The sequence below is a fragment of the Streptomyces europaeiscabiei genome, assembly GCF_036346855.1.
Classification (GTDB): Bacteria; Actinomycetota; Actinomycetes; order Streptomycetales; family Streptomycetaceae; genus Streptomyces; species Streptomyces europaeiscabiei.
In genome coordinates this window covers 3,361,337-3,387,595 of record NZ_CP107841.1, presented here as the reverse complement: position 1 = coordinate 3,387,595, position 26,259 = coordinate 3,361,337, and the positions used below count along the sequence as shown (strand labels likewise).

Sequence of the window (26,259 nt, the reverse complement as noted above, 5' to 3'; positions counted from 1 at the left end):
CGACGCCGTGAGGCTCCACCCAAGAGAAACAGGGTGGAGCCTCCGTGCCGGGCGGGATCAGGTCGGTAGGTCGCTGAGGTCGGCAAGCAGCGCGGTGATGACACGGTCCGTGGAGGCGGCCATGTCGACGGATCCCGGCGCCAGCAGCCACTGGATCTGGAGGCCGTCCATGACGGCGACGATCGCCGTGGCCGCCTCTTCGACATCGAGGCCGGGCCGTGTCTCGCCGAGTTCGGAGGCTTCGGCGAGGGCTTCGGAGACCATGGTGCGCAGACCGGCGTAGCGGTCGCGGAAGAAGTCCTGGGCGGGGTGGCCCTCGGTGACGCTCTCCGCCGAGAGCACGGCGTACAGCCGGACGATGCCTTCGCGTTCGGTGTTGCGGCGGACGGTGTCGACGAGGTGGCGCAGGAAGGCCAGGCCCCGGGGGCGGTCGGGGCCGAGCTGTTCGATGTCGGTGGCGTCGCGCAGGTCCAGGACGCTGGTGAGCAGCTGGGCCTTGGAGCGGAAGTAGTGCAGGACACCGGCCTGGGTGACGCCGGCCCGGTCGGCGATCTCCTGCAGGGATGCGTTGTTGTAGCCGCGTGCGGCGAAGGTGTCCATGGCGATCCGCAGGATTTCCTGCCGTCGCTGCTGGGCCTTGAGGCTCTTCCCTGTGCGGGGCTGCCGCTCCCCGTTCGGCGTGCTCTCGCTCATCGTGCGGAGTCTACGGGGCTGTCGATCAGTGGTCACTCTTCGATCAAACCTGAGAAAGAACTTACGCACAAGGACTTACTAAGTACTTAGTAAGTGTGCTTTCCTGCTCCCGTTCCGCCCGCTTCGTGCCGCATCGCGGCCTGGAAGGACGAGCATGAGCCGCCCTGCCCTCCCTGATGACACCGAGCTGTCCGCCCGCGTCCGGGCCCTGGATCTTGAGTCCAAGCTCCGGCTGCTGACGGGCGCGAACGTGTGGAGACTCCCCGCCGAGCCCCGCCTCGGCCTGTCCTCGGTGACGATGTCCGACGGCCCGCAGGGAGTGCGCGGCACCGGTGAGGAGCCCGGCGCCACCGGCCTGCTGGCCCCCGCCCCGAGCGCACTCGCGGCCACCTGGGACACCGAACTCGCCGAGCGGCTGGGGACCCTGTTCGCGACGGAGGCCCGCCGCAAGGGCGTCGACGTCGTCCTCGGTCCGGTGGTGAACCTCCAGCGCACCCCGGTCGCCGGACGGCACTTCGAGTACTTCTCCGAGGACCCGCTGCTCACCGGCACCCTGGCCGCCGCCCTCGTACGCGGCCTGCAGAGCCGGGGCGTGGGCGCGTGCCTGAAGCACTTCGTGGCCAACGACTCCGAGACCGACCGCACCCGCTACCGTTCCCGGCTGGACGAGCGCACCCTGCGCGAGGTCTACCTGGCCCCCTTCGAGCAGGTGCTCGCCGAGGCCGAGCCGTGGAGCGTGATGGCCGCCTACTCGGGCGTCGACGACGGCACCGAGTCGGCGCCGATGACCGAGAACGCCCGGCTGCTGCGCGAGGTGCTGAAGGAGGAGTGGGGTTTCTCCGGGCCCGTGGTCAGCGACTGGGCGGCCACCAACTCGACCGTGGCCTCGGCGGTCGGCGGCCTCGACCTGGCGATGCCCGGACCCGAGCCCCTGTGGGGCCACCCCCTCGTGGAGGCCGTCCACGCGGGCGAGGTCGACGAACGGCTCATCGACGACAAGGTGCTGCGGCTGCTGCGCCTGGCGCGGCACACCGGCCGCCTGGGCGAGCCCGGACAGAACCCGGTGCCGTCGGCCGCCGCCCCGGCGGGCCCCGGAGAGGACGACTTCAGCCTCATCCGTGAGGTCGCCGCCCGCGGCATGGTGCTGCTCCGCAACGAGGCCGACCTGCTGCCGCTGGCGCCGCAAGGCATCCGCAGCGTCGCCCTGATCGGCCCCAACGCCGTTGCGCCGTACCTCCAGGGCGGCGGCAGCGCCTACGTACCGGCGGTGCGCACGGTGTCGTTCGAGGACGGGCTGCGCGCCGCGCTCCCCGAGGACGTGCACCTGTCCGTGCACCGCGGCGGCGACTCCCGTCTGCGCCCGCCGTACCTCACCGACGCGCTCCTCACCGACCCCGACACCGGCGCCGGCGGAGTACGCGCCGACCACCTCGACGCCGACGGCTACCGCGTCGGCGGCACGATCCGCCCCTCCGGTGACTGGAGCGGGTACGGCGACTTCGGACCCGAGACGCACCGCGTCGCACTGCGCACCGTGCTGACTCTCACCGAGCCGGGGACGCACCGCCTGGAGATCGGATGCGTCGGCCGCTACGGGGTGACCGTCGACGGCGAGGAGGTCCTCTCCGGGGACGACGACCGGGGGGTGGAGCTGATCCTCGACTCCACGCACAACAACCCGCCGCTGCGGGGCATCGACCTGGAGGTGGGGCCGCAGCCGCGCCGGATCGCCCTCGGAGTCGACCTCACCGTCGTCGAACCCGGCGGCTACGACCGCTTCGTCACCGCCCAGCTGCGCCACGCCCCGCCCGGCGCCACGCCGTACGAGGAGATCGCCGAGGCTGCCGCGGCGGCACAGGCGGCCGATGTGGCCGTGGTCGTCGTGGGCACCAACGAGGAGGTCGAGTCCGAGGGCTGGGACCGCACCGGCCTAGACCTGCCCGGCCACCAGAACGACCTGGTCCGCAAGGTGCTCGCCGCCAACCCGCGCACGATCGTGGTCGTCAACGCCGGCGCCCCTGTGTTGCTGCCCTGGGCCGACGAGGCGCCCGCCCTGCTGTGGGCGTGGCTGCCGGGCCAGGAAGCCGGGCACGCCCTGGCCGACGTCCTGCTGGGCCGGACCGAACCGTCCGGCCGGCTGCCCTGGACGCTGCCCGCCCGGGCCGAGGACGTCCCCGTACCGGACGCCGTCCCCCGCGACGGCGTCGTGGACTACACCGAAGGAGTCCACATCGGCCACCGGGCCTGGGACAAGGGCGGGCTCGTCCCGGCCTTCCCCTTCGGTCACGGACTTGGCTGGGCCCGGTGGACGTACGAGTCCGTAACCCTCTCCCCATCTCCCGTCTCCGCCATTCTGCCCAGCCCCGCAGGCGGAGGCGGGCTCAAATTGACCGTGGAACTGACCAACACCGAGCCCCGGGTCGGCCGTGAGGTCGTCCAGGTCTACCTGGAGCCGCCGCGGGACGGCCTCGACCGGCCGGTGCGCCTGCTCGCCGGCTTCGCGACCGTCCAGGCGGCACCGGGCGCCCGCGTCACAGCCGAGGTACACGTGCCCGCACGCGCCTTCCAGATCTGGGACAGCGAGGCTCGCGCGTGGCGTATGCCGCCCGGCCGCTACCGCCTTCACGTCGGACGTTCCAGCCGTGACCCGCGTCTCGCCGCCGAGGTGACCGTCGACGAGGGGTGCCTGCGCCCCGCAGGGTGACCCACCGGCCGCAGTCCCTTTTGCCCCACCACACCCCCACGTGCCCTGTTCAGCACGACCGCAAGGAGCCGCAACCATGCGAAGCACCCGTCCCACCACCAGAACGCTCCAGATAGCCTGCGCCACCGTCGCCGCCGCCCTGCTGGCCACCGGCTGTGGCCGCAGCGACGACTCCGCGGACGCCGACGCCCCGACGAAGATCAGCAGTGGCAAGGCCAAGGGCAAGCTGGTCATGTGGTCCATGGGCGACAAGGCCGACAAGGACCTACAGGGCCTGGCGAAGAAGTTCGAGCAGCAGAACCCGGATGTGTCGGTCCAGATCACGGCCGTGCCGTGGGACGCCGCGCACGAGAAGCTCACCACCTCGATCGCCGGCGGCAACACCCCCGACCTGTCGCTGATCGGCTCCACGTGGATGGCCGAGATGGCCTCCATGAACGGCTTCCAGGCCACCCCGGCCTCGTTCGAGTCGTCCGCGTTCTTCCCCGGCCAGTGGGACACCACGAAGTACAAGGACACCTCCTACGGCGTCCCCTTCACCGCCGACACCTCGGTGATCTACTACCGCACCGACATCACCACGAAGGCCGGCATCAAGGGCGCCCCCGCCGCCGACTGGGACGGCTACCTCAAGGACCTCAAGGCCATCCAGGCCACCGCGGGCAAGGCGAACCCCAAGCTGCGCCACGCCACCCAGCTGCAGACCGGCTTCAACTCCTGGCTGTTCTGGCTGCCGCTGGTGTGGCAGCAGGGCGGTGACATCTACGACGCCGGGACCAAGAAGTTCACCTTCGACTCACCCGAGGTCACCAAGGCCCTGGAGGCCTACGACGACATCTTCAAGGACGGCCTGTCGCCGAACGACAAGACCGACTCCGGCCAGAACTTCCAGAACGGGCTGATCGGCACCGTGCAGCAGGGCGCCAGCACCGGAGGCAACCTGCACCTCAACGCCCCCGAGCTGGACAGCAAGTGGAAGACCATGCCCCTGCCGCAGGGTGAGCAGGCCGCCGGCCTGGCCGGCGGCAGCGACCTGGCGGTCTTCAAGGACGCCAAGAACGCGGACGCCGCCTGGAAGTTCGTCAAGTTCCTCACCGACGCCAAGAACCTCGCCGACTACGCGGACGCCACCGGCAACCTCCCCGCAGTCGTCCAGTCCTGGTCGGAGGGGAAGCTGGGCGAGAACGAGGACATGGAGGCCTTCGAAACCCAGCTGAAGGTCACCAAGGCCCCGCCGGCCATCACGACCTGGCAGCAGATCGCCGACACCATCGACAGCGAGCTGGAGAAGCTCGCCTACGGCAAGGCCACCGTCGCCGAGACGCAGAAGACCCTGCAGTCCAAGGCCACCGGCATCGGCACCGGCCGCTGAACCGCCCCCGCAGCATCCCTCGTACGGACGGATGACAACCATGCCCACGAGCACCATCGCCGGGCAGGGCACCAAGGAACGCGACGCCGCCGGCCCGCGGCCGGCGGCCCGCCGCCACTCTTCGCCGCGGCGCTCCGCGCGGGGCCGCCAGACCCGCGCCGCGTGGACCCTCGCCGCCCCGTTCCTCGCCCTGTTCCTCGCCTTCATGCTGCTGCCGGTCGCCTGGTCGATGCTGATGAGCCTGACCGACACCAAGAGCGCCGACCTGCGCACCCCGCTGAGCGTGTCGTTCACCGGTTTCGACAACTACGTACGCCTCTTCCAGGACCCGCAGTTCTTCACCGCCCTGACCAACACGGGCGTGTTCGTCCTGGTCGGCCTGCCCCTGACCCTGGCCGCCGGGCTCGCCGCGGCGGTCGCCCTCGACCGCGGCATCCGCCGCTTCAGGGCCGTCTTCCGGGTCGGCTTCTACCTCCCGGTGATCACCAGCGTCGTGGCCGTCGCCGTGGTGTGGAAAACCCTCCTCGAACCCCAGGCGGGCCTGGCGAACACCGCCCTCGCCTGGTTCGGGATCGACGGCCCGGCCTGGCTGGCCGACACCCGGTTCGCCCTGCCCGTCATGATCCTCATGGCCGTGTGGCGCAACCTGGGCACCGTCATGATCATCATGCTGGCGGGCCTGCAGTCCGTGCCCCAGTCCCTCATGGAGGCGGCCGAACTCGACGGCGCCGGGGCCTGGCAGCGGTTCTGGCGGGTCACCTTCCCCCTCCTGCGCCCCGCCCTCCTCCTCACCGCCGTCACCACCGGCATCGGCTACCTGCAGTTCTTCGACGAGCCGTTCGTCATGACCGACGGCGGCCCGCTGGACTCCACCCTGTCGGCCACGCTGTACGCCTACAAACAGTTCGGCAACGGCAACTACGACATGGCATCGGCGGCCGGCTACGTCGTCTTCGTCCTGATCATCGCTCTCACCGTGCTGCAGTTCCGCGTGCTGCGGGACAAGGACTGATGCCCCATGACCACCGTCACCTCCGCTCCCGCATCCGCCCCCACGCCGTCATCGGCCACGGACAAGGTCCTACGCCGCCGCCGCGTCCGCCGTGAGTGGGGCCAGCCCTGGCTGTACCTACCGCTCACCGGCTTGCTGCTCCTCATGGTCACGCCGTTCCTGTGGATGCTCTCCGGGTCGTTCAAGCCCGAGGCCGACATCCGCAAGATCCCACCGGACCTGATCCCCACCCGCCCCACACTCGCCAACTACACGGAACTGCTCGGCACGCTGGACTTCACGAGCATGTTCGCCAACTCCGTGATCGTGGCCCTGGCCGTCACCGCCGGGAACCTGCTCTTCTGCTCCATGCTCGGATACGCCCTGGCCAAGCTGGAGTTCCGCGGCCGACGCGCCGTGTTCACCCTGGTCATCGCGACCCTGATGGTCCCCGGCCTGGTCACCTTCGTACCGCTGTACGTCCTGGTGGCCAACATGCAACTGACCGGCTCCCTGCTCGGGCTGATCCTGCCGTTCCTGGCCACCCCCTTCGGGGTGTTCCTGATGCGGCAGTTCATCTCCACCCTGCCCGACGAGCTGATCGACGCCGCCCGCGTCGACGGCTGCCGCGAACTGGCCATCTTCTGGAGAATCATCCTGCCGCTGACCAGACCGGCCCTCGCCACTCTCGGGATCATCACCTTCCTGGGCTCCTGGAACAACTTCCTGTGGCCGCTGGTCGTGGCCCAGAACGAGAGCCAGTACACCCTCCCCGTCGGCCTCGCCCTGGCCAGCAGCGGACAGGACTTCACCCGCTTCGGCATCCTCCTCGCAGGCTCCGTCGTCGTCCTGCTCCCGGTGACCATCGTCTTCCTCCTCTTCCAGCGCCACTTCGTCGCCGGCATCGCCACCACCGGCCTGAAGTGACCCCAGCTCCGGCGCCCTTACCGGGCCCCCACGCGCCGGTTTCGCACCACCCCCGTCATGCACGCGCGCCGCCGTGCACGGCCGTCATGCCCGCCCGCAAGGAGCCGCACCATGAGAACCACCACCCGGCAATGGCGCCGGACCGCCCTGGCAGCCGCCGCGACCCTGATCGCCACGCTTCCCGCCCTCCCGGCAGCAGCAGCCCCGGCCTCGGCCGACGCCGCGTCCGGCAAGGCATCGCTCTGGCTCACCGACCTGTCCACCGACACCCACCTGGCCAAGCAGCCGTCCGTGACCTGGAAGACGGGACGCGCATCGTCCGGCTCCTCCGGCTCCTCCGGCTCGACGATCACGGTGGACACCACTCGCGCGTACCAGCCGATGACCGGCTTCGGTGCCTCGTTCACCGACTCCTCCGCCTGGCTGGTCGGCACCAAGCTCGACAGGACACAGCGTGCGGCGCTGATGCGCGACCTCTTCAGCCGCCGCGACGGCATCGGCCTGAACGTCCTGCGCCAGCCCATGGGCGCCAGCGACTTCACCGTGAGCGGCAACTACTCCTACGACGACCTGCCCGCCGGCCAGACCGACCCCGAGCTGACACAGTTCACCGTCGACCACGACCGCGCGTACACCATCCCCCTGCTGAAGCAGGCCCGCGCGCTCAACCCGAAGCTGGCCGTCATGGCCACCCCCTGGAGCCCGCCGGGCTGGATGAAGACCAGTGACTCGATGATCGGCGGCCGACTGCGGGCGGACGCCTACCAGTCGTACGCCGACTACTTCGCGAAGTTCCTCAAGGCGTACGCGGCGGCCGGTGTCCCGGTCCGCTATGTCACCCCGCAGAACGAGCCGTTGCACGAACCGTCGACCTACCCGGGCATGTACCTGCCAGCCGACCAGCAGAAGACCTTCATCACCGACCACCTCGCCCCGACCCTGAAGAAGCAGGGCCTGTCCACCGGCATCCTGGGCTACGACCACAACTGGGACGTCACCAGTTACCCCGAGTCCCTGTACGCCGACCCGGCCACCGCCCGGAAGGTCGCCGGTACGGCCTGGCACTGCTACGCGGGCGCCGAACTGGTCCTGAACCAGACCGCCGTCCACAACGACTACCCCAACGAGCCCGCCTTCCAGACCGAGTGCTCCGGCGGCAACTGGGAGGGCGACGAGAGCGACGCCTTCGCCGGCGCGATGGACAACGTCATCAACGGCCCCCGGAACTGGGCCCAGAGCATCGTCCGCTGGAACATCGCCCTGGACGCCGACGGCGGCCCCAGGAACAACGGCTGCGAAGGCTGCCGCCCGGTGGTCACCGTCGCGCGGAACGCCGACGGCAAGTGGACGTACGCCCCGACGGCCGACTACTGGGGACTCGCCCAGGCCAGCAAGTTCGTCCAGCCCGGCGCCCGCCGGGTCGCCTCCAACACCCTCGGCAAGGGCAACATCGAGGACGTCGCCTTCACCAACCCCGACGGCTCCACCGCGCTGGTCACCCACAACTCAGGCACCACCGACCGCACCTTCACCGTCCGCTGGGGCAAGCGTCACTTCACCTACACCCTGGCAGCGGGAGCGGCCGCAACCTTCACCTGGACCGGCAAGCAGAGCGGCAGCACCGCCCCGGCCGCCATCGGCTCCGTCGACATCCCCTTCCGCAACCCCGACGGCAGCCAGGCCCTGATCACCTACGACAGCAAGCTGCTCGCCCAGCAGCCCCAGGTCCGCATCGGCGACCAGTGGCTCGGCTACACCCTGCCCACCGGTGCCTCCCTCACCCCGTCCACGGGCGAGGTGCCCCTGTCCCGCGAGGGCTGGCAGGCCACAGCCTCCGCGAGCAGCTCGGACGACCCGCCCTCCAAGGCCATCGACGGCGACGCCGCCACCCGCTGGAGCTCCGGCCATGGCATGCAGCCGGGCGACTGGTTCCAGGTCGACCTCGGCTCGACCCGGACCTTCGACCAGCTCGTCCTGGACACGAGCGCCTCATCCGGCGACTTCGCCCGCCGCTACGAGGTGTACATCTCCGACGACGGCACCAGCTGGGGCAAGCCGATCGCCACCGGCCCGGGCAGCACCGTGACCCGGATCCTGCTGCCCACCACCACCGCCCGCTACGTCCGGGTGGTCAACAAGTCCAGCTCGGGCAGCTGGTGGTCCATCCACGATGTCTCTGTCCTGGCCCCCGAGGGCAAGGCCACCTCGAACGCGAGCGCGACCAAGGGCGTCCAGCGCAAGAACGCTCGACTGCCCGACGGTACCCGGCTGTCGGTGACGTACAACTCCGGTAGCGGCAGCGCCGCGTTCGACGTCCCGTGGGGCGACACGACGTACAGCTACCGATTGCCCGCCGGCGCCGCCGTGATCCTTACCGCGCGGCTTGCCTGAAGCACGACCAGAACGCCTTCCGCCGCGGGCCCCACACGGTGAAGTAAACCGTGTGGGGCCCGTCCGGCCGCACGGATCCCCGGACGAGCTCCGAATCAGAGCCTGCGGAGGTGGAACAGCTGTGCATCGGAAGGGGAATCCGCTGCGACATGGTTCCACCGCGTCCGCCGAGCTGGAGCGACGCCGAGGATTCCGTATCGGGCAGGTCTCTCAAGGAGCGGCAGGGACCGTGTAGGGACCGCAAGGACAGGAACCAACCGACAAGGACCGCGCAAAGCTCACAGAGATGCACGCGCCTGACCTGCAAGAACGCCTCGAATCGGCACTGATCGGCAAGGGTCGCCAAGACCTTCAAGGACTCATAATCCGTCGGCCGTGGGTTCGAGTCCCCCCGCCCCACTTCTGCAGGTCTCTGAACTGCGGAAACGTTCTTTTTTGGCTGGCGGAGCGTCAACTTTGCCTGAACGGACCGAATCCGCCGCTCGGGGTTTGGGGTCCGCCGGCGCTCGGGTGAGCTCCGACTCCTCTGACCTGCGGCGAAGTAGGTTCTTGTGGTTGTCGCTCGCCGTCCGGGCGACTGCCCTGAGGCTCGATACCAAGCTCCAGGGACCGGACAGGGACCGGGACGACGCAGCCGTGTCCAGTCCGACGGTGTCTCCACGCCGACACGCTGTCCCATTTGCGGGTTGCTGTCGGCGTACGCCTGAATGTTCAGACGCGTACACCGCTATGTACCCAGCCTTTGAATCGTCGGGCGTGGCCGCGTCGGGCCCGCCCGTGCCTCCATGCGGTGCCTGTGGGGGCGGCTCCTAGCGTCGCGAGGGGCGCAACCAGGTCTGTCGCCGTTGCGCAGCACGCCGGGCAGCCGAAGCTGTCTCCAGGTCGTCGCGGGTGCGCACGGTATGCGGGTGCTCAGGGCCCAGCACACGAACGCGGTCAGCGAGGGTCTGTCGTAGCAGGCGTACCGCCTCTTCCTGCTCCCCCATCCTGGCCAGTGCGCCGGCGAGGTTGTGGCGGCTGAGCAGGGTGTCGGGGTGTTCGGGGCCCAGCACACGGATGCGGTCGTCAAGGGTCTGTCGGTGCAGGCGGACGGCCTCCGCATGTTCGCCCATCCCGTCCAGGGCGAGACCGAGGCTGTCACGGCTGGCCAGCGTGTGCGGATGCATGACGCCTAGGACACGGGCGTGGTCGTCAAGAGCTTGCTGCAGCAGCCGTTCCGCTTCCGCATGCTCGCCCAGCCTGGCCAGTGCGCTGGCGAGGTTGTGGCGGCTGAGCAGGGTGAGGTGGTGTTCGGGGCCCAGCACACGGATGCGGTCGTCAAGGGTCTGTCGGTGCAGGCGGACGGCCTCCGCATGTTCGCCCATCCCGTCCAGGGCGAGACCGAGGCTGTCACGACTGGCCAGCGTGTGCGGATGCACGACGCCCAGCACACGGACGCGGTCGGCGAGGGTCTGCCGCAGCAATGACACCGCTTCTGCATGCCGTCCCGTCCCGTCCAGGGCACAGGCGAGGTCGTGACGGCTGATCAGGGTGTCAGGGTGCGCGGGGCCCAGGACACAGTTACGGTCCTCCAGGGTCTGCCGGAGCAGACGTATCGCCTCAGCCGGCTCGCCCATCCCGAACAAGGCGTTGGCCAGGTGGTTGCGGCTGGTCAAAGTGTCGGGGTGCTGGGGGCCCAGGGTGCGGCTCTCGAAGTCGAGGACGCGTTCATGGAGCAGGCGGGCTGCACTGAAGGCGCCGGCGTGCTCCAGTACTTGCGCGAGCGTGCTGAGGGCGGTGCGGTGGTGTGTGGCGGAGCTTGGTTCCGGGAGGTCGAGCAGCACCGGTAGGTGAGGGGCGAGGAGTACGGCGGCAGGCCAGGCGGCGCGCCCCTGCTCGTCTACCTCGTGCACGGCCGCGGTCAGCCGCTCGGCAAGGGCTCGGTGCCAGGTGGCGAGATGGGGTGCCTCGACCGCTAGAGCGACGGCATTGATCTCTCGGATCAAGGGGTGGAGCACCACCTGCGCCGGGCCGCTGATGCCCGATGCCAACCCGGCGTTGCCGGAAGAGTAAGGAAGGTCAAGCAGGCCATACCGGTGCAGACCTGCAAACGCAGCCTCCAATGCTGTGACGGTGACGTCGCCTCCGGTGACAGCAGACAGCAAGTCCGGGGTGATGAGGGACAGCGGGATGGGAGCTTCGGCCAGTATTGCTAGTAGTCGCAACACGGGGCGGGCCAAAGCGTTGCCTTCTCTGGCGAGCTGGTCCAGGGACACCTCCCAGGTGTGCCGCACCACAGTGCGGGCAAATTGCGGATGAGAGGCGTCCGGGTGCTCGGCCCCCAATAGGAGGGGCAGTTCATGCTCCAGGGCCTGGCAGTAGGTGGTGAAGGTGCGGTAGCGGCTGGTGGGCCCGGCCAGGTAGGTGCCGGCCGCGTGCAGCGCCAGCGGGAGGCCGCCGAGCCGCACGGCCAGGTCCCGAGCCTGCTCGGCTGTGCCAGCAGCGGGAGCAACGTCGACCAGGATCTGGCCTGCAGGCTGTGCGGGCAGCGGCGTCAAGGGCAGTAGCCGGGCACGCGGCCCCCAGGTCTGCGGGCTGCTATCCCGGCTGGTCATCACCAGCAAGCCTCGGCCGTGCGGGCGGATCCAACCGCGGTAGTCAGCCAACGGCTCTCCTGCTGGGCCGATCTCTTGCGGCTCGTCGGCGTTGTCCAACACCAGCAGCCACCGCCGTGCCCGACCCAACTGCCGCCACACTACATCGGGCAGACTCACCCGCCCGGCTCGCGCGGAATCCAACTCTTCCTCGGGCAGCCCGCAGGCCAGGGCCACCTGCACCATCTGCTGCGCCAGCTCGGCGGCATCACGCCAGCGCACCCAAAACACGTGCCAGCCCGCCGCGTCGGCTTGGGCAGCGAACTGCGCGGCTACCGTTGTCTTGCCCATCCCGCCAGCCGCGCACAACACCGCGAACCGTCCTTGCGGCCGCCGCAGCATGCCTGCAAGCTCGGCCAGCTCGGCCTCACGTCCACGCACGCGCTCCACATGCGGAGGGTGTAAGGAATCCTGCCGGCTCCAGGCCGATCGGCCCGCTGGTCCCAGCCGCACCGGCGGTCCTGCTGCGGCATCCAGCCGTCGGCTCCACAGCATCAGCCCGATGCTGGCGGTCACCAGCACGGCGAACACTGGCCAGATCACCCACGCGTGAGCCGCCCACACCGGCACGGTGGCACTGGCGTAATTGGTCACCGGCCCCAGCCCCGCCGCCACGACTGCAGCCGTCCCCGCCACAGCCGACCCGGCCCACGCACTCTGCCTACGCCCCATAGTCGCCCCCCGGTCCACCGCCATCAGCATGCCCAAACCGAGACCATTTGCGCGGGAGGTTGCAAGACTCGTAGTCAAGCTGGTGAGGCGCCCCTCTCTCAGGACCAGCGCACCCGTCCCGAAGAAGACCAACAAGCGGGTAGCCCCGGCGCCCGGCGATATCGAACTTGCTGGATACGTAGCCGTGTACCGGACTGGGTACTTTCACGCGAACGCCGACAGTTGCGCGGCACGGGTTGTTGTCCCCAGCGCGGCAGTCGAGTACCGGGCCGACAATGGAGGCAGTGCGGATACCGGCACGGCGGGTGCGTGGGCGCGGGGAGGGCGACGTCGGCTGTTCATCGTGCCGTGGAGACACTGTCGCCTTCGTGTCGCTCGATCAGTGATGTCGTCCAGGGGCGTCGGCGGCCTGCGTGCCGATGGCGCATCTGGTGTTCCGTGGCGGCAGGTAGCCGCTGAGAGAGCGTCCCGGCGGTGGCCGATGGACAAAGGAAACGGCCCGAAGAGGAAACTGCACCGATGGGTTACGCGACCCTCTTGCGTGGAGCCCTGCGGTTCGACTGGTCAGGCCGGTGGGCCGGTCGCCAACAGGCCTTGTGCAACTTGGGGTGGTGAACGCCCTGCTGGGAGCCGGCGCGCTCGGGATCATCGCCCCGCCGGCCGACTGGCCGGTCACTTCACCCGTCCCCGTTAGCGAAGGGGCACGCGTCGGACGATTGGCACAAGGGTCATACGGGGTCCCTCCCTGGGCGGGACACGAACGTGCCGCCGTTCCCGGACACGGGAACGGCGGCAGCCTATGGTTCCGTGTCAGGGCGGGGTCGCGCCGGACGGTGCCTTCGCGGGCTCGGGCCTTCTGCCCTCCGGGATGGAAGGAACGGCCGCCGGGACCTTCCTGCCGCCCCCGGATCGAAGACCTCTGCGGCTGAGACGGGCGTCGATCCAAAGCAGCAGCGCGGTCGGCAGGAACAGGGCGTCGCAGACAATCATCGCCGCGGACAGGAATGGCAGCCCGAGGACAACCGCAATGCCGGCGTGCTCGGCCATCATCACTGCGAGCAGGGTGTTCTTGATCTTCCGGGAGGCGAGCGTGAAGGGGAAGGCGACCTGGACCACGACTGTCGCGTAGGCGAGGAGGACAACCGGAATCATCCCGGCCGCCAGCAGATCGGACAGCATGGGCCAGGGCCGGAAGTGGTCCAGGTGCAGCGCGTAGTGCAGCGCGCTGCCCTCCTGCCAGCGCGAACCCTGGATCTTGTACCAGCCGGCGGTGGCGTAGATGAAGCAGACCTGCACCGCGATGACGAGCATTCCGAGGTTGTGCAGCATGGCTGCGAGACCGTCCAGCACGGTCCGGGCCTCGTGTTGGGGGAACCAGCGGTCGGCCGCGAACCGCAGACCGCATCCGACCCACAGTGCCCAGAGCAGCCCCGCCCATCCGAAGTCGGGGAGACCGAGCACCAGTCCCAGCAGTACGCCCGTCAGCTGCCACAGCAACGGACCGGACCGGTCATCCGCACCTGTGCGCCGACGGCGTGCGTCCAGTGACCAGACCTCGCCGCAGCGGATGAGGACGAGATAGACCGCCATGCTGATGAAGACGCTGTCACCGCCGTCCCCCAGGTAGGGGGCGCGGAACTCCAGGGACAGCACGCCGACCATGAAGAGCGCCGACATGGCACGGGTGCGCCAGCCGACCATGAGCAGCAGTGCCGCCAGGAGGGTGCCGTGGTAGACGGTCTCGAACCACCAGTGGCCCGGCCACCAGGCCAGTGCGGTGAAGGCCTGGTCCTCGCCGATGACGCGCAGAGCCATTTCCTGCGACCAGGGGCTGTGGTCGCCGTAGAGAGACCGGCGGTGGGGCCATTCGCGGATGAGGAAGGCCGCGAAGACGAGAGAGAAGCCGATCCGGACCGTGGCGGCCTGGTAGGGAAATCGGGCCCGGGTAGCGAGGTCGAGGAGGACGGTCATACGCGTCGTGAGATCGGTGAGGCGCTTGGTCACAACCCCAGCCCTTCGTAGTCGTGTTCCCTCACCGGCCACCAGGGCTGCGTCCCGGGAGCCGCCGCGCGGACCATGACACCGGTGCCCGCGTCGCGCGTGTCCCAATGGGGTGGTTGCACCGGTGTCAACTGCTGCCGGAACTGGATGGCGACGGTTTGAGTGCCGCCGCTGTCCCCGCGGCCGAGGCGCTGGAGCGCGATCCGCTTCAGATACTGCTCCGACAGGTCACCGCGCCGGTCCACACGGCGACCGTCGCGCAGGTCGTGCGTCTTCGCGTAGAAATCCCAGGCGCGGCGGAGCAGGTTCTGATGCGCGTGGCTCGGCACGGGGTTGCCCCTGATGGCCGCGATGTCCTGCCCGGTGAGGTCGACCCAATTGCTCACCCGGCGGCGGCCGTCGGGGGACGCCGACTCGACGCGTGCCCAGACCGCGGTGTTCTCCTGGAGGGGGTTGGGAGCGAACAGTTTCCAGTCCCTGGCGAATGTGGGTCTGGAATACCCGTCGATCTGTTCCCTGTATGTCTGTGAGATCCCGTTCTCCGGCGCGAGCGCAAGGAACACCGCCGCTACGTGCCAGGCCACGGCCCCCAACATGATCACGGCGGCGGAGACCAACACCGCCGTGGCCGGTCCGGACCGGACCCGGGAAGAGTTGCTCTGAGAGCCCGTCATTCGCTTGCGCTCCGTTGTTCGCCGGGTCCGGATTCCGTTACGTCGTCATGGGCGGGCTGCCGCCCGTGTGGTGTTCAGCCGGCGGACGAGGCGCCGCTGCTGCCCGAGGAACCGCTGCTGCCCGAGGAACCCGAGGAACCGCTGCTGCCCGAGGATCCCGAGGAACCGCTGCTGCCGGAACTGCCGGTGTCACCGTCATCGCCACTGCCCAGCAGCAGATCGCGGATGCTCAAAAGCACCACGGGGTTGAAGGTGTTGGTCTGGTTGCAGAATCCGTAGCGGACCTGGCCACAGTTGTGGTCCAGGTTGTTCGACGTCGAGATGTTGGTGGAATCACGCTGGAACGTGTCGCCCTCGTCGGCCGACGCGACTCCGCCGAACACCGCGGCGCCCACAACGGACGCCACGACAAATGCCGTCCGGAGAATCCCCTTCATTGGCTGCCTTCCCTTAGGGCGGCGCCCCTCGGCCACCGCTGCCGCACCCAACCGGGGTCAAAGAGGGGAGGTAACGAAATCGCGGCTTTGGATGGACCAATCGGGTTGAACTGACGCGAACCGCGTTGCTTAGCCCCCAGCGTCCCGTGCGCGGGCATGGCCCAGACGCCGGTAAGGAGGCCCTTGGGGTTACAGGCTGGGCAGGTCCAGGAACCCGGCGGCAACCGGGCTTGTTGTGTGGGTGTGGGGCTGCCATCCACAGCGCGGCGAGTCGAGTACCGGGCCTGCGGCGGAGGCGGCGCAGATGCCGGTACGTCTGGTGCGCAGGCCGGGGTAGGGCGGCGTCGGCTGCTGCCTGTGCTGTGGAGGGACTGTCGCCTTCGTGTCGCTCGATCCTCGATGTCGTCCAGGGGTTGGCGGCCTGTGTGCCGATAGCGGGCCATGAACTGAGTGGAAGCAGGTGACCGCTGAGCGGGCGTCCGTACGATGGCAGAGGGGGCGAGGAAACGGCCCCAAGAGAAAACGGCCCCGAGGGGTTACTCGGCCCTCTGCTGCAGTGACCCACCTTCAGTGGCGCCGAGAGCGTATACGTTTAAGCTTCGTTCACTCTCGGCGTGAAAAAGGGCCGGGCCACTACTGAAGTGCGCGGACGGCGGCTGAGAACAGCGGGGGCATGCGGGACGCCGCGGGGACGATGATGCGGGCGGTGCCAGGTCGGCGGCCCGCGGCCAGCAGGGCCCCGGTCAGCAGCCGGTGGCGCCGGGTCAGCCGGGCCCAGGCGCGCTCTTACGCGTCCGGTTGTCCGGCGGCCAGGCAGCGGACGGCGGCCCCGGCCGTCGCCAGTGCGAGGGCGATGCCCTCGCCGGTGAGGGGAAGGGCGTCCAGGTAGCCCGCGGCGTCGCCGACGAGCAGGACCCGGCCGGCGACTCTGCGCCGCACCCGCTGTCGCAGCGGTCCGGCGCCGCGCACCTCCGTCGTCGCCGGGCCGCGCAGCGACGCGGTGAGAGCCGGAAAGGCGGCCAGGTGTTCGTTGTACCCGCGACGGCTGCGGCTGGGGATCGCGACGCCCACCAGGTCGTCGCCGACCGGTGTCACGTAGGCCTCGCCGTGCCGGGACCAGTGGACCTCCACGAAGTCCGTCCACGGTTCGACGCAGAAGTGCCGGCGCAGTCCGTAGCGGCCGTGGGGGCGGCCCGGCAGTTCCAGCCCCAGGCCGCGGCACACCGGGGAGTGCAGACCGTCGGCGGCGATCAGCCAACGGGCCGTGATCCCGGCGGCGGTGACCGTGTCCGCGCTCTGGCCCACCTCGCCGACCTTGCCCGGCAGCATGCGCACGCCGAGGCCGAGCGCGCGCTGGTGCAGCGCGGAGTGCAGCGTCGTACGGCGGACTCCCAGCCCGCTGCGGCCGCGGAAGGACGCTTCGACGTGGGTGGTGCCGTCCATGTAGCGGATGCCGCGCAGTTCGCGGCCGGTGACCTTTTCGATGCCCAGTACCCGCAGCGCGGTGACGCCACTGGGCATGACACCTTCTCCGCAGGCCTTGTCCACCGGCGAGGTCCGGGGTTCGACGACGACGGTCTCCAGGCCGGCGAGCGCGGCGTGGATGGCGGCGGCGGACCGGCCGGTCCGCCGCCGGCCACCAGTAGGTCGATCATGCCGGAGCGGGCGTGGCCGGTGTGGTCGCGGCGGCGAGCGACCGGTTCTCGCAGCGGATGCGGACCGTGAGCAGGGCGGCGTTGAGCACCGTGAACACGGCCGCGGTGACCCAGACCGTGTGGGCGAGTGGCAGGGCCGGGCCCTCGGCGACGACGGCCACGTAGTTCGGATGCCGCAGCCACCGCCACCGGTAGGGACCTCCCGTCACCAGCGGCAGGCCGGGTACGACGATCACCCAGGTGTTACCGGGGGTCCAGAGCGTGGACGCACCACCACCGCAGCGCCTGGGAAGGGTCGTCCTCGACCTGCTGTCGGCCTGGATCGCCCAGGTACGGGAGGCGGAACGCGCCCTGCCGCCGGAGACCCGCCACCGGGCCGTGACGGAACGCATCCGGGCGTTCATCCGGCAGAACCTGCACGATCTGGAGGTGACGCCGCCCGTGATCGCCGCCGCGCACCACATCTCCGTCAGCCATCTGCACCGCGTCTTCCAGGAACAGCAGCGGGGCGAGACGGTCGCCTCCTGGATCCGCCGGCAGTGTCTGGAGGGCGCCTGCCGCGACCTCGCGGACCCCGCGCTGCGCACCACGCCGATCCATACCATCGCCGCCCGCTGGGGCCTGCCGCGCGCCTCCGACTTCACCCGTGCCCATCGCAGGGCGTACGGGATGTCGCCCATGGAGTCCCGCCTTCGCGCATGCCTGGAGCGGGAGTAGACGCACAGCCAAGTCCCAGTGGAGACCCATAGCTAACGACTCCATCAGCAGTCACCTTGCATCCTGATCAGGCACCTGCGCCACCGGCACATCGACGAAATCAGAGAGGTACTTGCTGTCATGATCATGAAGTCACTGACGAAGCTCTCGGCAGTCGCGGCCACGGGGGTGTGCGCCGTCGCCTTCGCCACACCGGCCAACGCGGCAGCGACCGCCTACGAGACGCTCTACAACGCCGCGACCGCGAAGTGTCTGGCCGTCCCCGGCGCGAACACGGCCAACGGCGTCGGTCTGGTCCAGTGGACATGCAGCGGCAACAGCGAGCAGCAGTGGCAACTGGAGTCGGTCGCGGGCGGAAACGGCGACCGGTACATCGTCAGAAACCTGAACAGCAACAAGTGTCTCGCCATGCCGAACGCCAGCACGGCCATCGGCACCCAGGCCATCCAGTGGACCTGCAACGGCGGCAGCGAACAGATCTGGATCCACGACAGCGCCAACCGCTTGCGCAACCTGAACAGCGACAAGTGCCTGGCCATCCCCAACTCCAGCACCACCAACGGCACCGAGGCAATCCAGTGGACCTGCACCACCAGCGGCGACCAGGTGTGGGTCTGGTAGAAGGAACCGCCGGAGCGGCCCTCCCCACGAGGGCCGCTGCTCCTTCGGCAACAGCAGGAACGGCTAAGGAAACTTCCGAATGAGAAGACGCATCGCCGCCACCATGGCGGCCATCGCGATGCTGAACGCGCCTCTGCTCACCGGCTCTGCCCTGACCGGCACGGCGTCGGCGGCCGAGACAGCCGAGGCAGTCGTCAACGCCCGCCTCTACAACATGGGCACCGGCCTCTGTCTGGCCAACCCGGGCTCCGACCAGGACCAGGGCACCGTGATGATCCAGTGGACGTGCAGCAACAGCGACAGCAACTACTGGTCCCTCCAGCCGATGACCGGCGGCGGCTACCACGTGGTCAACAAGGCGAGCGGCCAGTGTCTGGCCATCCCCAGCGGGAGCACGACGCTCGGCGTCAAGGCCATCCAGTGGCCGTGCCAGGACACGCAGAACGACGAGCAGGTCTGGGTCCACGACGGGCTCGACCAGCTGAGGAACGCCAGGACCGGACTGTGCCTGGCCATCCCCAACAGCACCACGACCGCCGGCACGGAGGCCATCCAGTGGAACTGCGACGCCGTGACCGAGACGGCTCCGAACCTGGACCGGGAATGGCTGTGGTGATCCGCAAGCGCGGCTGGACCGTGCTCATGACCGCACTCGCCCTCGCCGTCCTGACCGGCCTGCTGATGCCGGGCCCGGCCTCCGCCGAGGGCACGTCGGCCGAGAAGACCGTGTACACCAACACGGTGACCGGCGGCGACGGCCCCCGTACCCCGGACATCATCAGCACGAGCGCCAGCAACGCGGTCGTGGCCTGGCGGGAAGGCCTGCGGCCCGGCAACCGGGACATGGGCTACATGCGGTACTCCTACACCACCGACGGTGGCGCGACCTGGAGCCGCCCCCTGACGCTGGCCCAGGAGACAGACCAGTACGCCTGGCACTACGTGATGCTCTACAAGTCGGGCAGCGAGCTGTTCGCGTTCCTCGGGCGCACCCCGGTCGCGGACACGAGCGAGACGGACGGGGACGGCTGGAACAACGACGGCCTTCCGATCACCGCCACCGTCGTCAAGCGCAGCACCGACGAGGGCCACACCTGGCAGGACTACCCCGTCACCATGCCGACCATCGGCAACCTCGCCATCTCCGGCCGTCCGATCAAGCTGGCCAACGGCAACACCGTCCTCCCGTACTGGGGCACGGGCCGGGAGAACGGGGTGCTGATCGCCACGAACCCGGACCTGAAGACCTGGACGAAGGGCGGCACCGTCTCGAACGGGAACGCCACCGGGGTCAAGGCCGGTGAGAACCAGATCGTCGTCTCGCCGGACGACCCGAACACGCTGATCATGGTCGCCCGCGCCGACAACGCCAACGCCATGACGGCCACGAGTACCAACGGCGGCGCGAGCTGGACGGCCTTCACAGCCGCCACCGGTCTGCCGAGCAACAACGCGGCCAGGAGCTACTTCGGCAAGGACAGCAACGGCCAGCTCTTGTACATCTACACGACCGGCGACACCAACACCCGCCCGGCCCTCTACTACAAGACCAAGCGCCCCGGCGCGACGGCTTGGAGCGCGGCCAAGTTCTTCGCCGACGGCCCCGTGAGCCAGGAGGACCCGACACCGGCCGGCACCGGCGCGGGCTGGGACACGTACCCGATGGCCGACGAGTACGCGCCGGGCAAGTTCTTCGTCACCTGGGAGTTCGACACCACCCGCATCAAGGTGAACAAGCTGGACATCTCCGACGCTCCCTGATCCTCGACCGCAACCGCCGTACCCCCTGTCGCCGCCCGCCGGCCAGGGGGTACGGCAGCATGGGGCGCCCACAGACCCGTACGACCGAAAGGCCCCGGCCATGACCGCGGCACCCGAGCCCGAGATCCGAGCCGATGCCGAGTTTCGCCATCACCGCGTTGATCGCGGCGGACTCGGTCGGGTAGTCACCGCGGACCTCGGCACCCATGCGCACCGCGCGCTTGCGCAGCTCGGAGGGATAGGAGGAGGGATGTGCCATGACTCTGATCCTTACACGGAATCGAGTCTCCATTCGAACCGGGGCGGTTCACTCCGGCGGCCGGGTCAGCGGTCGAGGTGGAACGCCGGTACGCCACCACCCGCCGCGCCGCCGACTACGCACAACACCTCGGCTGCAGCGTCAAAACCCTCACCCGCGCCTGCACCGCCGCCACCGGGCAGCCCGTCAAGCACGTCATAGACGGCCGCGTCGCCCTGGAGGCCCAACGCCTGCTCGCCCACACCGGCGATCCGGTGGCGACCATCGCCCGCCGCCTCGGCTTCGACGAACCCACCAACTTCGGAAAGTTCTTCACCCGCCACACCGGTGTCGCTCCCGGCGCTTTCCGTCAGGCGCATCGGAGTCAGCAGTGAAGGCGGCGTTGCACATTCTCGGCCAGGGGTCCCGGCAGCGAACTCCGTCGGGGCCGCGTGTCGCCGTTTCACCATGGTGAGTCGTCCTTCCACCTTGCTGCCCCAGGACCACGGGACAAAGGTGGAAGGCGCTGCAGGTGTTCACCCGTGACCGTCTGCACGCTCACGTTCGATGCCCTCGACCTGGACTTTCCGGTCAGCGGCAAGAACAAGACCGCGCCACCGGTCCCCGGTGAAGCGGGGAAGGGCTCGCCGTCCCCGCGGTGCCGCCACGTCCGCCGGCTCGGCTCACAGGGCTTCTTCCGACCGGAACCGGGTGCAGATCGAGGGGAGTTACTCGGACTCTTCTTGCGGAAGAGCGCGGCCGTTGATCGCGTCGGCGATGGCGTAGGCGGTGCGGACGAAGGACTCTGCCTGCTGCGCCGACAGGTTCAGCGCGGAGGTCTCCTCCAGGGCCCGCCACATGGCTGCCAGGGGCTCGCGCATGGCACGGCCCTTGTCGGTGAGGTGGACGACCATGACGCGCCGGTCGTGTTCGGCCGGCTCGCGGACGAGCAGGCCGGAGTCCTGCATGCGGCGTAGGGACTTGGAGACGGTGGAGTGGTCCAGGCCGACGCTTTCGAGCAGCTCGGACTGGGTCTGACCGTCCCGGTCGAGGAGGTGCATCAGCAGCAGTTCCTGTCCGAGATGCAGGTCCATCTCGCGGAGCATGGCGGCGGCGCGGGCCCGGTGAGCGCGGGCGAGCTGGAAGATCGCGTAGCTCATCGGCCCCTCGTCGGCCGTGGTCGGGGTGCGGGGTGTGGGGGCGGTCATGGTTCGCTTCCTCAGACGGTGTAGGTGGGGTAGTCGGTGTATCCGGCCACTCCGCCGCCGTAGAAGGTCGCCGGGTCGGGGGTGTTCAGCGGCGCGTCAGAGCGTAGCCGCTCGACCAGGTCCGGGTTGGCGAGCGCGAGGGCGCCGACGGAGACCAGGTCGGCCGTGCCGTGGTCGATGTCCTTGGCGCGCGTGGGCAGGTCGGTGCCGGCCCGGTTGAGGATCAGCGTGGTCGGCCACAGTGCGCGCAGGGTGCCCAGCAGTGCGTCGTCGTCGGCGTGGATCACGTGGAGGTAGGCGAGGCCGAGCGGGCCGAGGGCACGCATGAGCGCCGGATACAGCTCGGCGGTGTCGGACTCGGCGATGTCGTTGTAGGGGTTGCCGGGGGAGATGCGCAGGCCGGTGCGGTCGGCGCCGATCTCGTCGGCCACGGCGGTGGCGACCTCGACGGCGAAGCGGATGCGGTTGTCGAGGGAACCGCCGTAGCGGTCGGTGCGCTGGTTGGTGTTGTCGGACAGGAACTGGTGCACCAGGTAGCCGTTGGCGCCGTGGATCTCCACGCCGTCGGCGCCTGCCGCGACGGCGGCCGCTGCGGCGCGGCGGAAGTCGTCGACGGTCGCCGCGGCCTCCTGCGTCGACAGGGCACGGGGCGTCGGCATCTCCTGGGGCCCGGACGCGGTGAACATCGCGCCCTGCGGCCGGATCGCCGAAGGGGCGACCGGCCGGCGCCCGTGGGGGGTGTTGGCGGGGTGGGCGATGCGTCCGGTGTGCATCAGCTGGATGACGATCCGGCCGTCGGCCGCGTGCACGGCGTCGGTGACCTTGCGCCAGCCGGCGATCTGCTCGTCGTTGTGGATGCCGGGGGTGAGGAGGTAGCCCTGGCCGTCGGTGGAGGGCTGGGTGCCCTCGGTGATGGTGAGCGCGTGCGAGGCCCGCTGGGCGTAGTACTCGGCGTTCAGCTCGGTGGGGACGCCTTCAGGTGTGGAGCGGTCACGGGTCATGGGGGCCATGACCAGGCGGTGCGGGAGGGAGATGCCACCGACGGTGGTCGGTGTCCACAGGGAGTGCAGCATGAATGGTCCTTCGGTGAGGTGATGAACAGGTGGTGATCGGGGAAGCGGGGGTGGCGGAAGGAGAGGCGGGCGTGATCAGTCGAGGGTGAGGACGAGCTTTCCCCGGACATGCCCGGCGTCGCTGACCTGCTGGGCGGTGGCGGCCTGGTCGAGCGGGTAGGCGGTGACGGTGGTGACGACCTTGCCGGTCGCGGCGGCCTGGGCCAGGGCGGCCAGGCGGGCGGCCGAGCGTTCCTTCGGACTGCTGGCGAAGGTGATGCCGAGCTGGTGCGCGCGGAAGTCGGCGATGGTGACGATGCGCTCGGTGCCGCCCCGCAGGGCGATCGAGTCCTCAAGGGCTCCCTTCCCGGCCAGGTCGAACACCGCGTCCACGCCCTCGGGGGCGAGCGCCCGGACCCGTTCGACCAGGCCCTCGCCGTAGAGGGTCGCGGTGGCGCCGAGCGCGGTGAGGTATTCCTGGTTGGAGGGGCCGGCGGTGCCGATGACACGCGCCCCGCGGGCCGTGGCGAGCTGGACCGCCAGGGTTCCGACCGCTCCGGCCGCGCCGTGCATCAGCACGGTCTCCCCGGCGGCGACGCCGAGCAGGTCCAGGACCCGCTCGGCCGTCGCGCCCGCCACCGGCAGCGCGACCGCGTGCTGCCAGTCGAGTCCGGCGGGCTTGGGGGCCACGGTGGTGGCCAGCGCGTACTCGGCGTACGAGCCGGTGTCCGACCAGCCCAGCACCTCGTCACTCACCTGCACATCCCGCACGCCCTCACCCAGGGCGTCCACCACACCGGCGAGCTCTCCGCCGGGGACGGCGGGGAGCGGCGTGGGGAACACGGCCTCCATCGCCCCCGAGCGGATCTTGCCGTCCAGCGCGTTCAGCCCGGCCGCCCTGACGCGGACGCGGATCTGCCCGGGGCCGGGCCGCGGGACCTCGATGTCCGCCTCGCGCAGCACTTCCGTGCCACCGAAACGGTCGAACAGGATGGCTTTCATGACGACTCCTCTCGCGCCGCCACCCATTTAGGTGGCTAGACACATAACTAACGTAACAGTAAACGTGTGGCTAGCCAAGTATTTGCTGTCGCTCGGGCTGGGCATGACCGGTCGCGGTCGCGTCGTCTCCTCGGGGCGGCAGTCGGGGCGGCAGTCGGGGCGGCGGTCGGGGCGGGAGGTGCCCCGCCGGAGCGTGCCTCCCGCAGTCAAGGGCTACCTCGCCTTGAAGCCGGACGCCAGGGCCGGCCAGGGCCCTGGTGGTGCGCGGCTTCCTTCTGGTTCGGGTCCGGGTCGGCTCGCGGTTGGCCGCCCGGGCAGTCTCCAGCTCCGCGTCCCTCTTCCCCGGCCGCGCCATCAGTTCGGTGTTCGCCCGTTCCGGGCGGGAGGCCTGGCGCGCCGTACGGCCCGACCTGATTGCGGAGTTCCCTGTCGACGAGCGGTCGTCCGGAGTCGGTGCCGCCACCCCGTCCGCTTCCTGTGCTTGCGCGACGACCTCACCCCAAGGAAGTGCCTGCATTCGGGGAGTGGGCCGGCCGGTCGGCGCCGCCGCGGACGTATGGCGAGTGCCCGTCTGCGGGCGGCAGCCTCTCCGGTGTCGATCCCCGCCGGCCGGAGGGGCCCTGACCGACTGGACAACGGGCAGCTGCAAACCCGGTCCACAGGCGGAGGCCATGCGATCGCCGGAATGCCGCGGCGGCGCTCACAGTCGGGCCGCAGGAGTCTCAGGACCTGCGGCCCGCGCCGTCCGGAAGTCCGCCGGAACTCTCCTGCTCGCGGTGGAGGGCTGGTGGCGGGGCCGTGGTTCCTCGTGGGATCAGGTGAGTGGGCAGGACGACGTGTCGGCCGCGGTCCGCCTCGGGGTCGTTGATGAGTTCCAATGCCAGTTCGGCGGCGGCGCGACCCATGTCGGACGGGGACTGGGCCACGGTGGACAGGTCGAGCCATTCGGCCATCAGCTGGTCGTCGAAGCCGAGGACGGAGACGCGCTGGGGTACCTCGATCTGCACGGTGCGCAGGGTCGCGACGACAGCGGCGGCCAGTTCGTCCTGCTCGGCGAAGATCGCGGTGGGTGGTTCGCGCAGGCTCAGCAGGTTTCCGACCGCCTGAGTGGTGCCGCGTTTGTCGCGAGGCGAGGTGGTGACCACGAGGTCGTCGTCCAGGGGCATGTCCGCCTCGGTGAGCGCCTGTTGGTAGCCGATGAGGCGCTCGCGTGAACTGAAGCTGAAGCCGCGGGCGTTGACGGTGTGGGCGAAGGCGATCCGGCGGTGTCCGAGGTTGATCAGGTGGCGGGTGGCCTTGCAGGCGGCGGCAACGTCGTCGACGTAGACGCTGGGACGGCCTTTGACGTGCTGGCTGATGTAGATGACCGGCATCTACCAGGGCGACGAACTCGGCCTGCCCGAGGTCGAGAACCTCCCCGTGGACGTCCTCCAGGACCCCATCTGGGAACGTTCCGGCCACACCGACCGAGGCCGCGACGGCTGCCGCGTCCCGATTCCCTGGTCGGGACAGGCGGAGCCGTTCGGCTTCAGCTCCGACGACGCCTATGCCGGACCCTGGCTGCCCCAGCCCGCCGACTGGAGCGAGCGGAGCGTGGCGGCACAGACCGGCGACGCCACCTCGATGCCTCCGAAGGAGTCCTAGCCTTCCACCGAGAACTCGGCTTCACCTGCGTCGTCAACCTCGCCGCCGAGGCGTACCAACTGCCCGAAACCACCGCGATCCTGCTGGCCAGCGGCCCGGTCGCGGACGGGCGACTGGAACCCGAACAGGCGGTCTGGCTCAAGGCGTAGGGCTCGCACCAGGCGCAACGACCCTCCTCGAACCGCCAGGGTCTGTCCGGTGTCACTCCCCGCCGACCGGACAGAGCCTGGCTCATCCTCGGTGAGTTCGGCGAGCTCCACGTGATCCGAGGGGCTCCGCTCCTTCGGGCTGATCGTGGTTGTCGGTCGCCGTCCGGGCGACTGCCCTGAGACTCGATACCAAGGTCCAGGGACCGGACAGGGACCGGGACGACGCAGCCGTGTCCACGCCGACGGTGTCTCCACGCCGACGGTGTCTCCACGCCGATTCGTCGTCCCATGTGCAGGTTGCGCGGCACGGGTTGGGGTCCCCCGCGCGGCAGTCGAGTACCGGGCCGACAGCGAAGGCAGTGCGGATACCGGCACGGCGGGCGCGTGGGCGGCGGGTAGGGCGACGTCGGCTGTTCATCGTGTTTTTGGGGCACTGTCGCCTTCGTGTCGCTCGATCAGTGATGTCGTCCAGGGATGTCGGCGGTCTGCGTGCCGATGGCGCATCTGGTTCGCGCCGGCGGCAGGTGGCCGCTGAGAGAGCGTCCTGGCGATGGCCGATGGATCTGGGAAACGGCCTGAAGAGGAAACGGCCTGAAGAGGAAACGGCCTCGATGGGTTGCTCGACCCTCTTGCGTGGAGCCCTGCGGTTCGACTGGTCAGGCCGGTGGGCCGGTCACCAACGGGCCTTGTTCATCTTCGAGTGGTGAGCGCCCTGCT

The 26,259-nt window shown here is 69.7% G+C and carries 18 protein-coding genes and 4 pseudogenes; 11 read left to right on the top strand and 11 right to left on the bottom strand.

What is annotated here, in order from left to right:
- Positions 1–57 precede the first annotated feature (57 nt).
- On the bottom strand, positions 58–693 hold the full coding sequence (locus OG858_RS14670; RefSeq protein ID WP_256960723.1) for a TetR family transcriptional regulator: 636 nt from the start codon (positions 691–693) through the stop codon (positions 58–60).
- A 154-nt stretch (positions 694–847) separates the two neighbouring features.
- Between OG858_RS14670 and OG858_RS14665 the strand changes: the two genes are divergently transcribed.
- The 5 genes from OG858_RS14665 (at position 848) to OG858_RS14645 (ending at position 9,078) form a co-directional block, all read left to right on the top strand.
- On the top strand, positions 848–3,397 hold the full coding sequence (locus tag OG858_RS14665; protein ID WP_328544815.1) for a beta-glucosidase: 2,550 nt from the start codon (positions 848–850) through the stop codon (positions 3,395–3,397).
- Between the two features lie 76 nt (positions 3,398–3,473).
- Positions 3,474–4,769 (top strand): extracellular solute-binding protein, encoded by a 1,296-nt coding sequence (locus OG858_RS14660; RefSeq protein WP_319064749.1) that lies wholly within the window; start codon positions 3,474–3,476, stop codon positions 4,767–4,769.
- A 31-nt stretch (positions 4,770–4,800) separates the two neighbouring features.
- Positions 4,801–5,781 (top strand): carbohydrate ABC transporter permease, encoded by a 981-nt coding sequence (locus OG858_RS14655; RefSeq protein WP_408059401.1) that lies wholly within the window; start codon positions 4,801–4,803, stop codon positions 5,779–5,781.
- Between the two features lie 6 nt (positions 5,782–5,787).
- On the top strand, positions 5,788–6,687 hold the full coding sequence (locus OG858_RS14650; protein WP_086749681.1) for a carbohydrate ABC transporter permease: 900 nt from the start codon (positions 5,788–5,790) through the stop codon (positions 6,685–6,687).
- Positions 6,688–6,798: 111 nt separating this feature from the next.
- The gene (locus OG858_RS14645; RefSeq protein WP_328544816.1) at positions 6,799–9,078 is read left to right on the top strand and encodes a discoidin domain-containing protein; all 2,280 of its coding nucleotides are present in this window, start codon (positions 6,799–6,801) and stop codon (positions 9,076–9,078) included.
- Between the two features lie 809 nt (positions 9,079–9,887).
- On the opposite strand, the gene fxsT is transcribed toward OG858_RS14645, so the two are convergent.
- The 6 genes and pseudogenes from fxsT to OG858_RS14615 form a co-directional block, all read right to left on the bottom strand.
- A complete protein-coding gene (gene fxsT, locus OG858_RS14640) occupies positions 9,888–12,305 on the bottom strand; it encodes an FxSxx-COOH system tetratricopeptide repeat protein (protein WP_328544817.1) in 2,418 nt (805 codons plus the stop codon).
- Between the two features lie 888 nt (positions 12,306–13,193).
- Entirely contained in the window at positions 13,194–14,387 is a 1,194-nt protein-coding gene (locus OG858_RS14635; protein ID WP_086748046.1) for an HTTM domain-containing protein, read from the bottom strand.
- Complete coding sequence (locus tag OG858_RS14630; RefSeq protein ID WP_179200933.1) at positions 14,384–14,968, bottom strand: DUF5819 family protein; 585 nt, start codon at positions 14,966–14,968, stop codon at positions 14,384–14,386. Before OG858_RS14630 ends, OG858_RS14635 begins: the two co-directional genes overlap by 4 nt.
- 164 nt (positions 14,969–15,132) lie before the next feature.
- On the bottom strand, positions 15,133–15,495 hold the full coding sequence (locus tag OG858_RS14625) for a hypothetical protein (RefSeq protein WP_216725789.1): 363 nt from the start codon (positions 15,493–15,495) through the stop codon (positions 15,133–15,135).
- Positions 15,496–16,128: 633 nt separating this feature from the next.
- Positions 16,129–17,150, bottom strand: a pseudogene (locus OG858_RS14620) (NAD(P)/FAD-dependent oxidoreductase).
- Positions 17,147–17,441 (bottom strand): annotated as a pseudogene (locus OG858_RS14615) (isoprenylcysteine carboxylmethyltransferase family protein); the annotation flags it as partial. The pseudogenes OG858_RS14615 and OG858_RS14620, both read right to left, overlap by 4 nt.
- Between OG858_RS14615 and OG858_RS14610 the strand changes: the two are divergent.
- The 5 genes and pseudogenes from OG858_RS14610 to OG858_RS14590 all read left to right on the top strand — a co-directional run.
- A pseudogene (locus OG858_RS14610) lies at positions 17,406–17,867 on the top strand (helix-turn-helix transcriptional regulator); the annotation flags it as partial. The pseudogenes OG858_RS14615 and OG858_RS14610 overlap by 36 nt on opposite strands.
- 120 nt (positions 17,868–17,987) lie before the next feature.
- Positions 17,988–18,488, top strand: coding sequence for an RICIN domain-containing protein (locus OG858_RS14605; RefSeq protein ID WP_086748043.1), 501 nt, complete (start codon positions 17,988–17,990; stop codon positions 18,486–18,488).
- Positions 18,489–18,567: 79 nt separating this feature from the next.
- On the top strand, positions 18,568–19,104 hold the full coding sequence (locus tag OG858_RS14600; protein ID WP_086748042.1) for an RICIN domain-containing protein: 537 nt from the start codon (positions 18,568–18,570) through the stop codon (positions 19,102–19,104).
- Entirely contained in the window at positions 19,092–20,249 is a 1,158-nt protein-coding gene (locus tag OG858_RS14595; RefSeq protein WP_319317913.1) for a sialidase family protein, read from the top strand. The genes OG858_RS14600 and OG858_RS14595 overlap by 13 nt, the downstream gene beginning before the upstream one ends.
- Before the next feature lie 312 nt (positions 20,250–20,561).
- Positions 20,562–20,882, top strand: a pseudogene (locus OG858_RS14590) (helix-turn-helix domain-containing protein); the annotation flags it as partial.
- 333 nt (positions 20,883–21,215) lie between these two features.
- On the opposite strand, the gene OG858_RS14585 reads toward OG858_RS14590, so the two are convergent.
- From OG858_RS14585 to OG858_RS14570, 4 genes are all read right to left on the bottom strand, one after another.
- Complete coding sequence (locus tag OG858_RS14585) at positions 21,216–21,695, bottom strand: MarR family winged helix-turn-helix transcriptional regulator (RefSeq protein ID WP_319064742.1); 480 nt, start codon at positions 21,693–21,695, stop codon at positions 21,216–21,218.
- A gap of 11 nt (positions 21,696–21,706) precedes the next feature.
- Entirely contained in the window at positions 21,707–22,768 is a 1,062-nt protein-coding gene (locus OG858_RS14580) for an alkene reductase (RefSeq protein WP_319259466.1), read from the bottom strand.
- Between the two features lie 75 nt (positions 22,769–22,843).
- Complete coding sequence (locus OG858_RS14575) at positions 22,844–23,749, bottom strand: NADP-dependent oxidoreductase (protein ID WP_328544818.1); 906 nt, start codon at positions 23,747–23,749, stop codon at positions 22,844–22,846.
- Positions 23,750–24,471: 722 nt separating this feature from the next.
- Positions 24,472–25,122: a substrate-binding domain-containing protein gene (locus tag OG858_RS14570; protein WP_319259460.1), complete on the bottom strand. Its 651-nt coding sequence runs from the start codon at positions 25,120–25,122 to the stop codon at positions 24,472–24,474.
- Between OG858_RS14570 and OG858_RS14565 the strand changes: the two genes are divergently transcribed.
- The gene (locus OG858_RS14565; protein WP_319259457.1) at positions 25,112–25,393 is read left to right on the top strand and encodes a hypothetical protein; all 282 of its coding nucleotides are present in this window, start codon (positions 25,112–25,114) and stop codon (positions 25,391–25,393) included. The genes OG858_RS14570 and OG858_RS14565 overlap by 11 nt on opposite strands.
- The last annotated feature ends 866 nt before the right edge of the window (positions 25,394–26,259 follow it).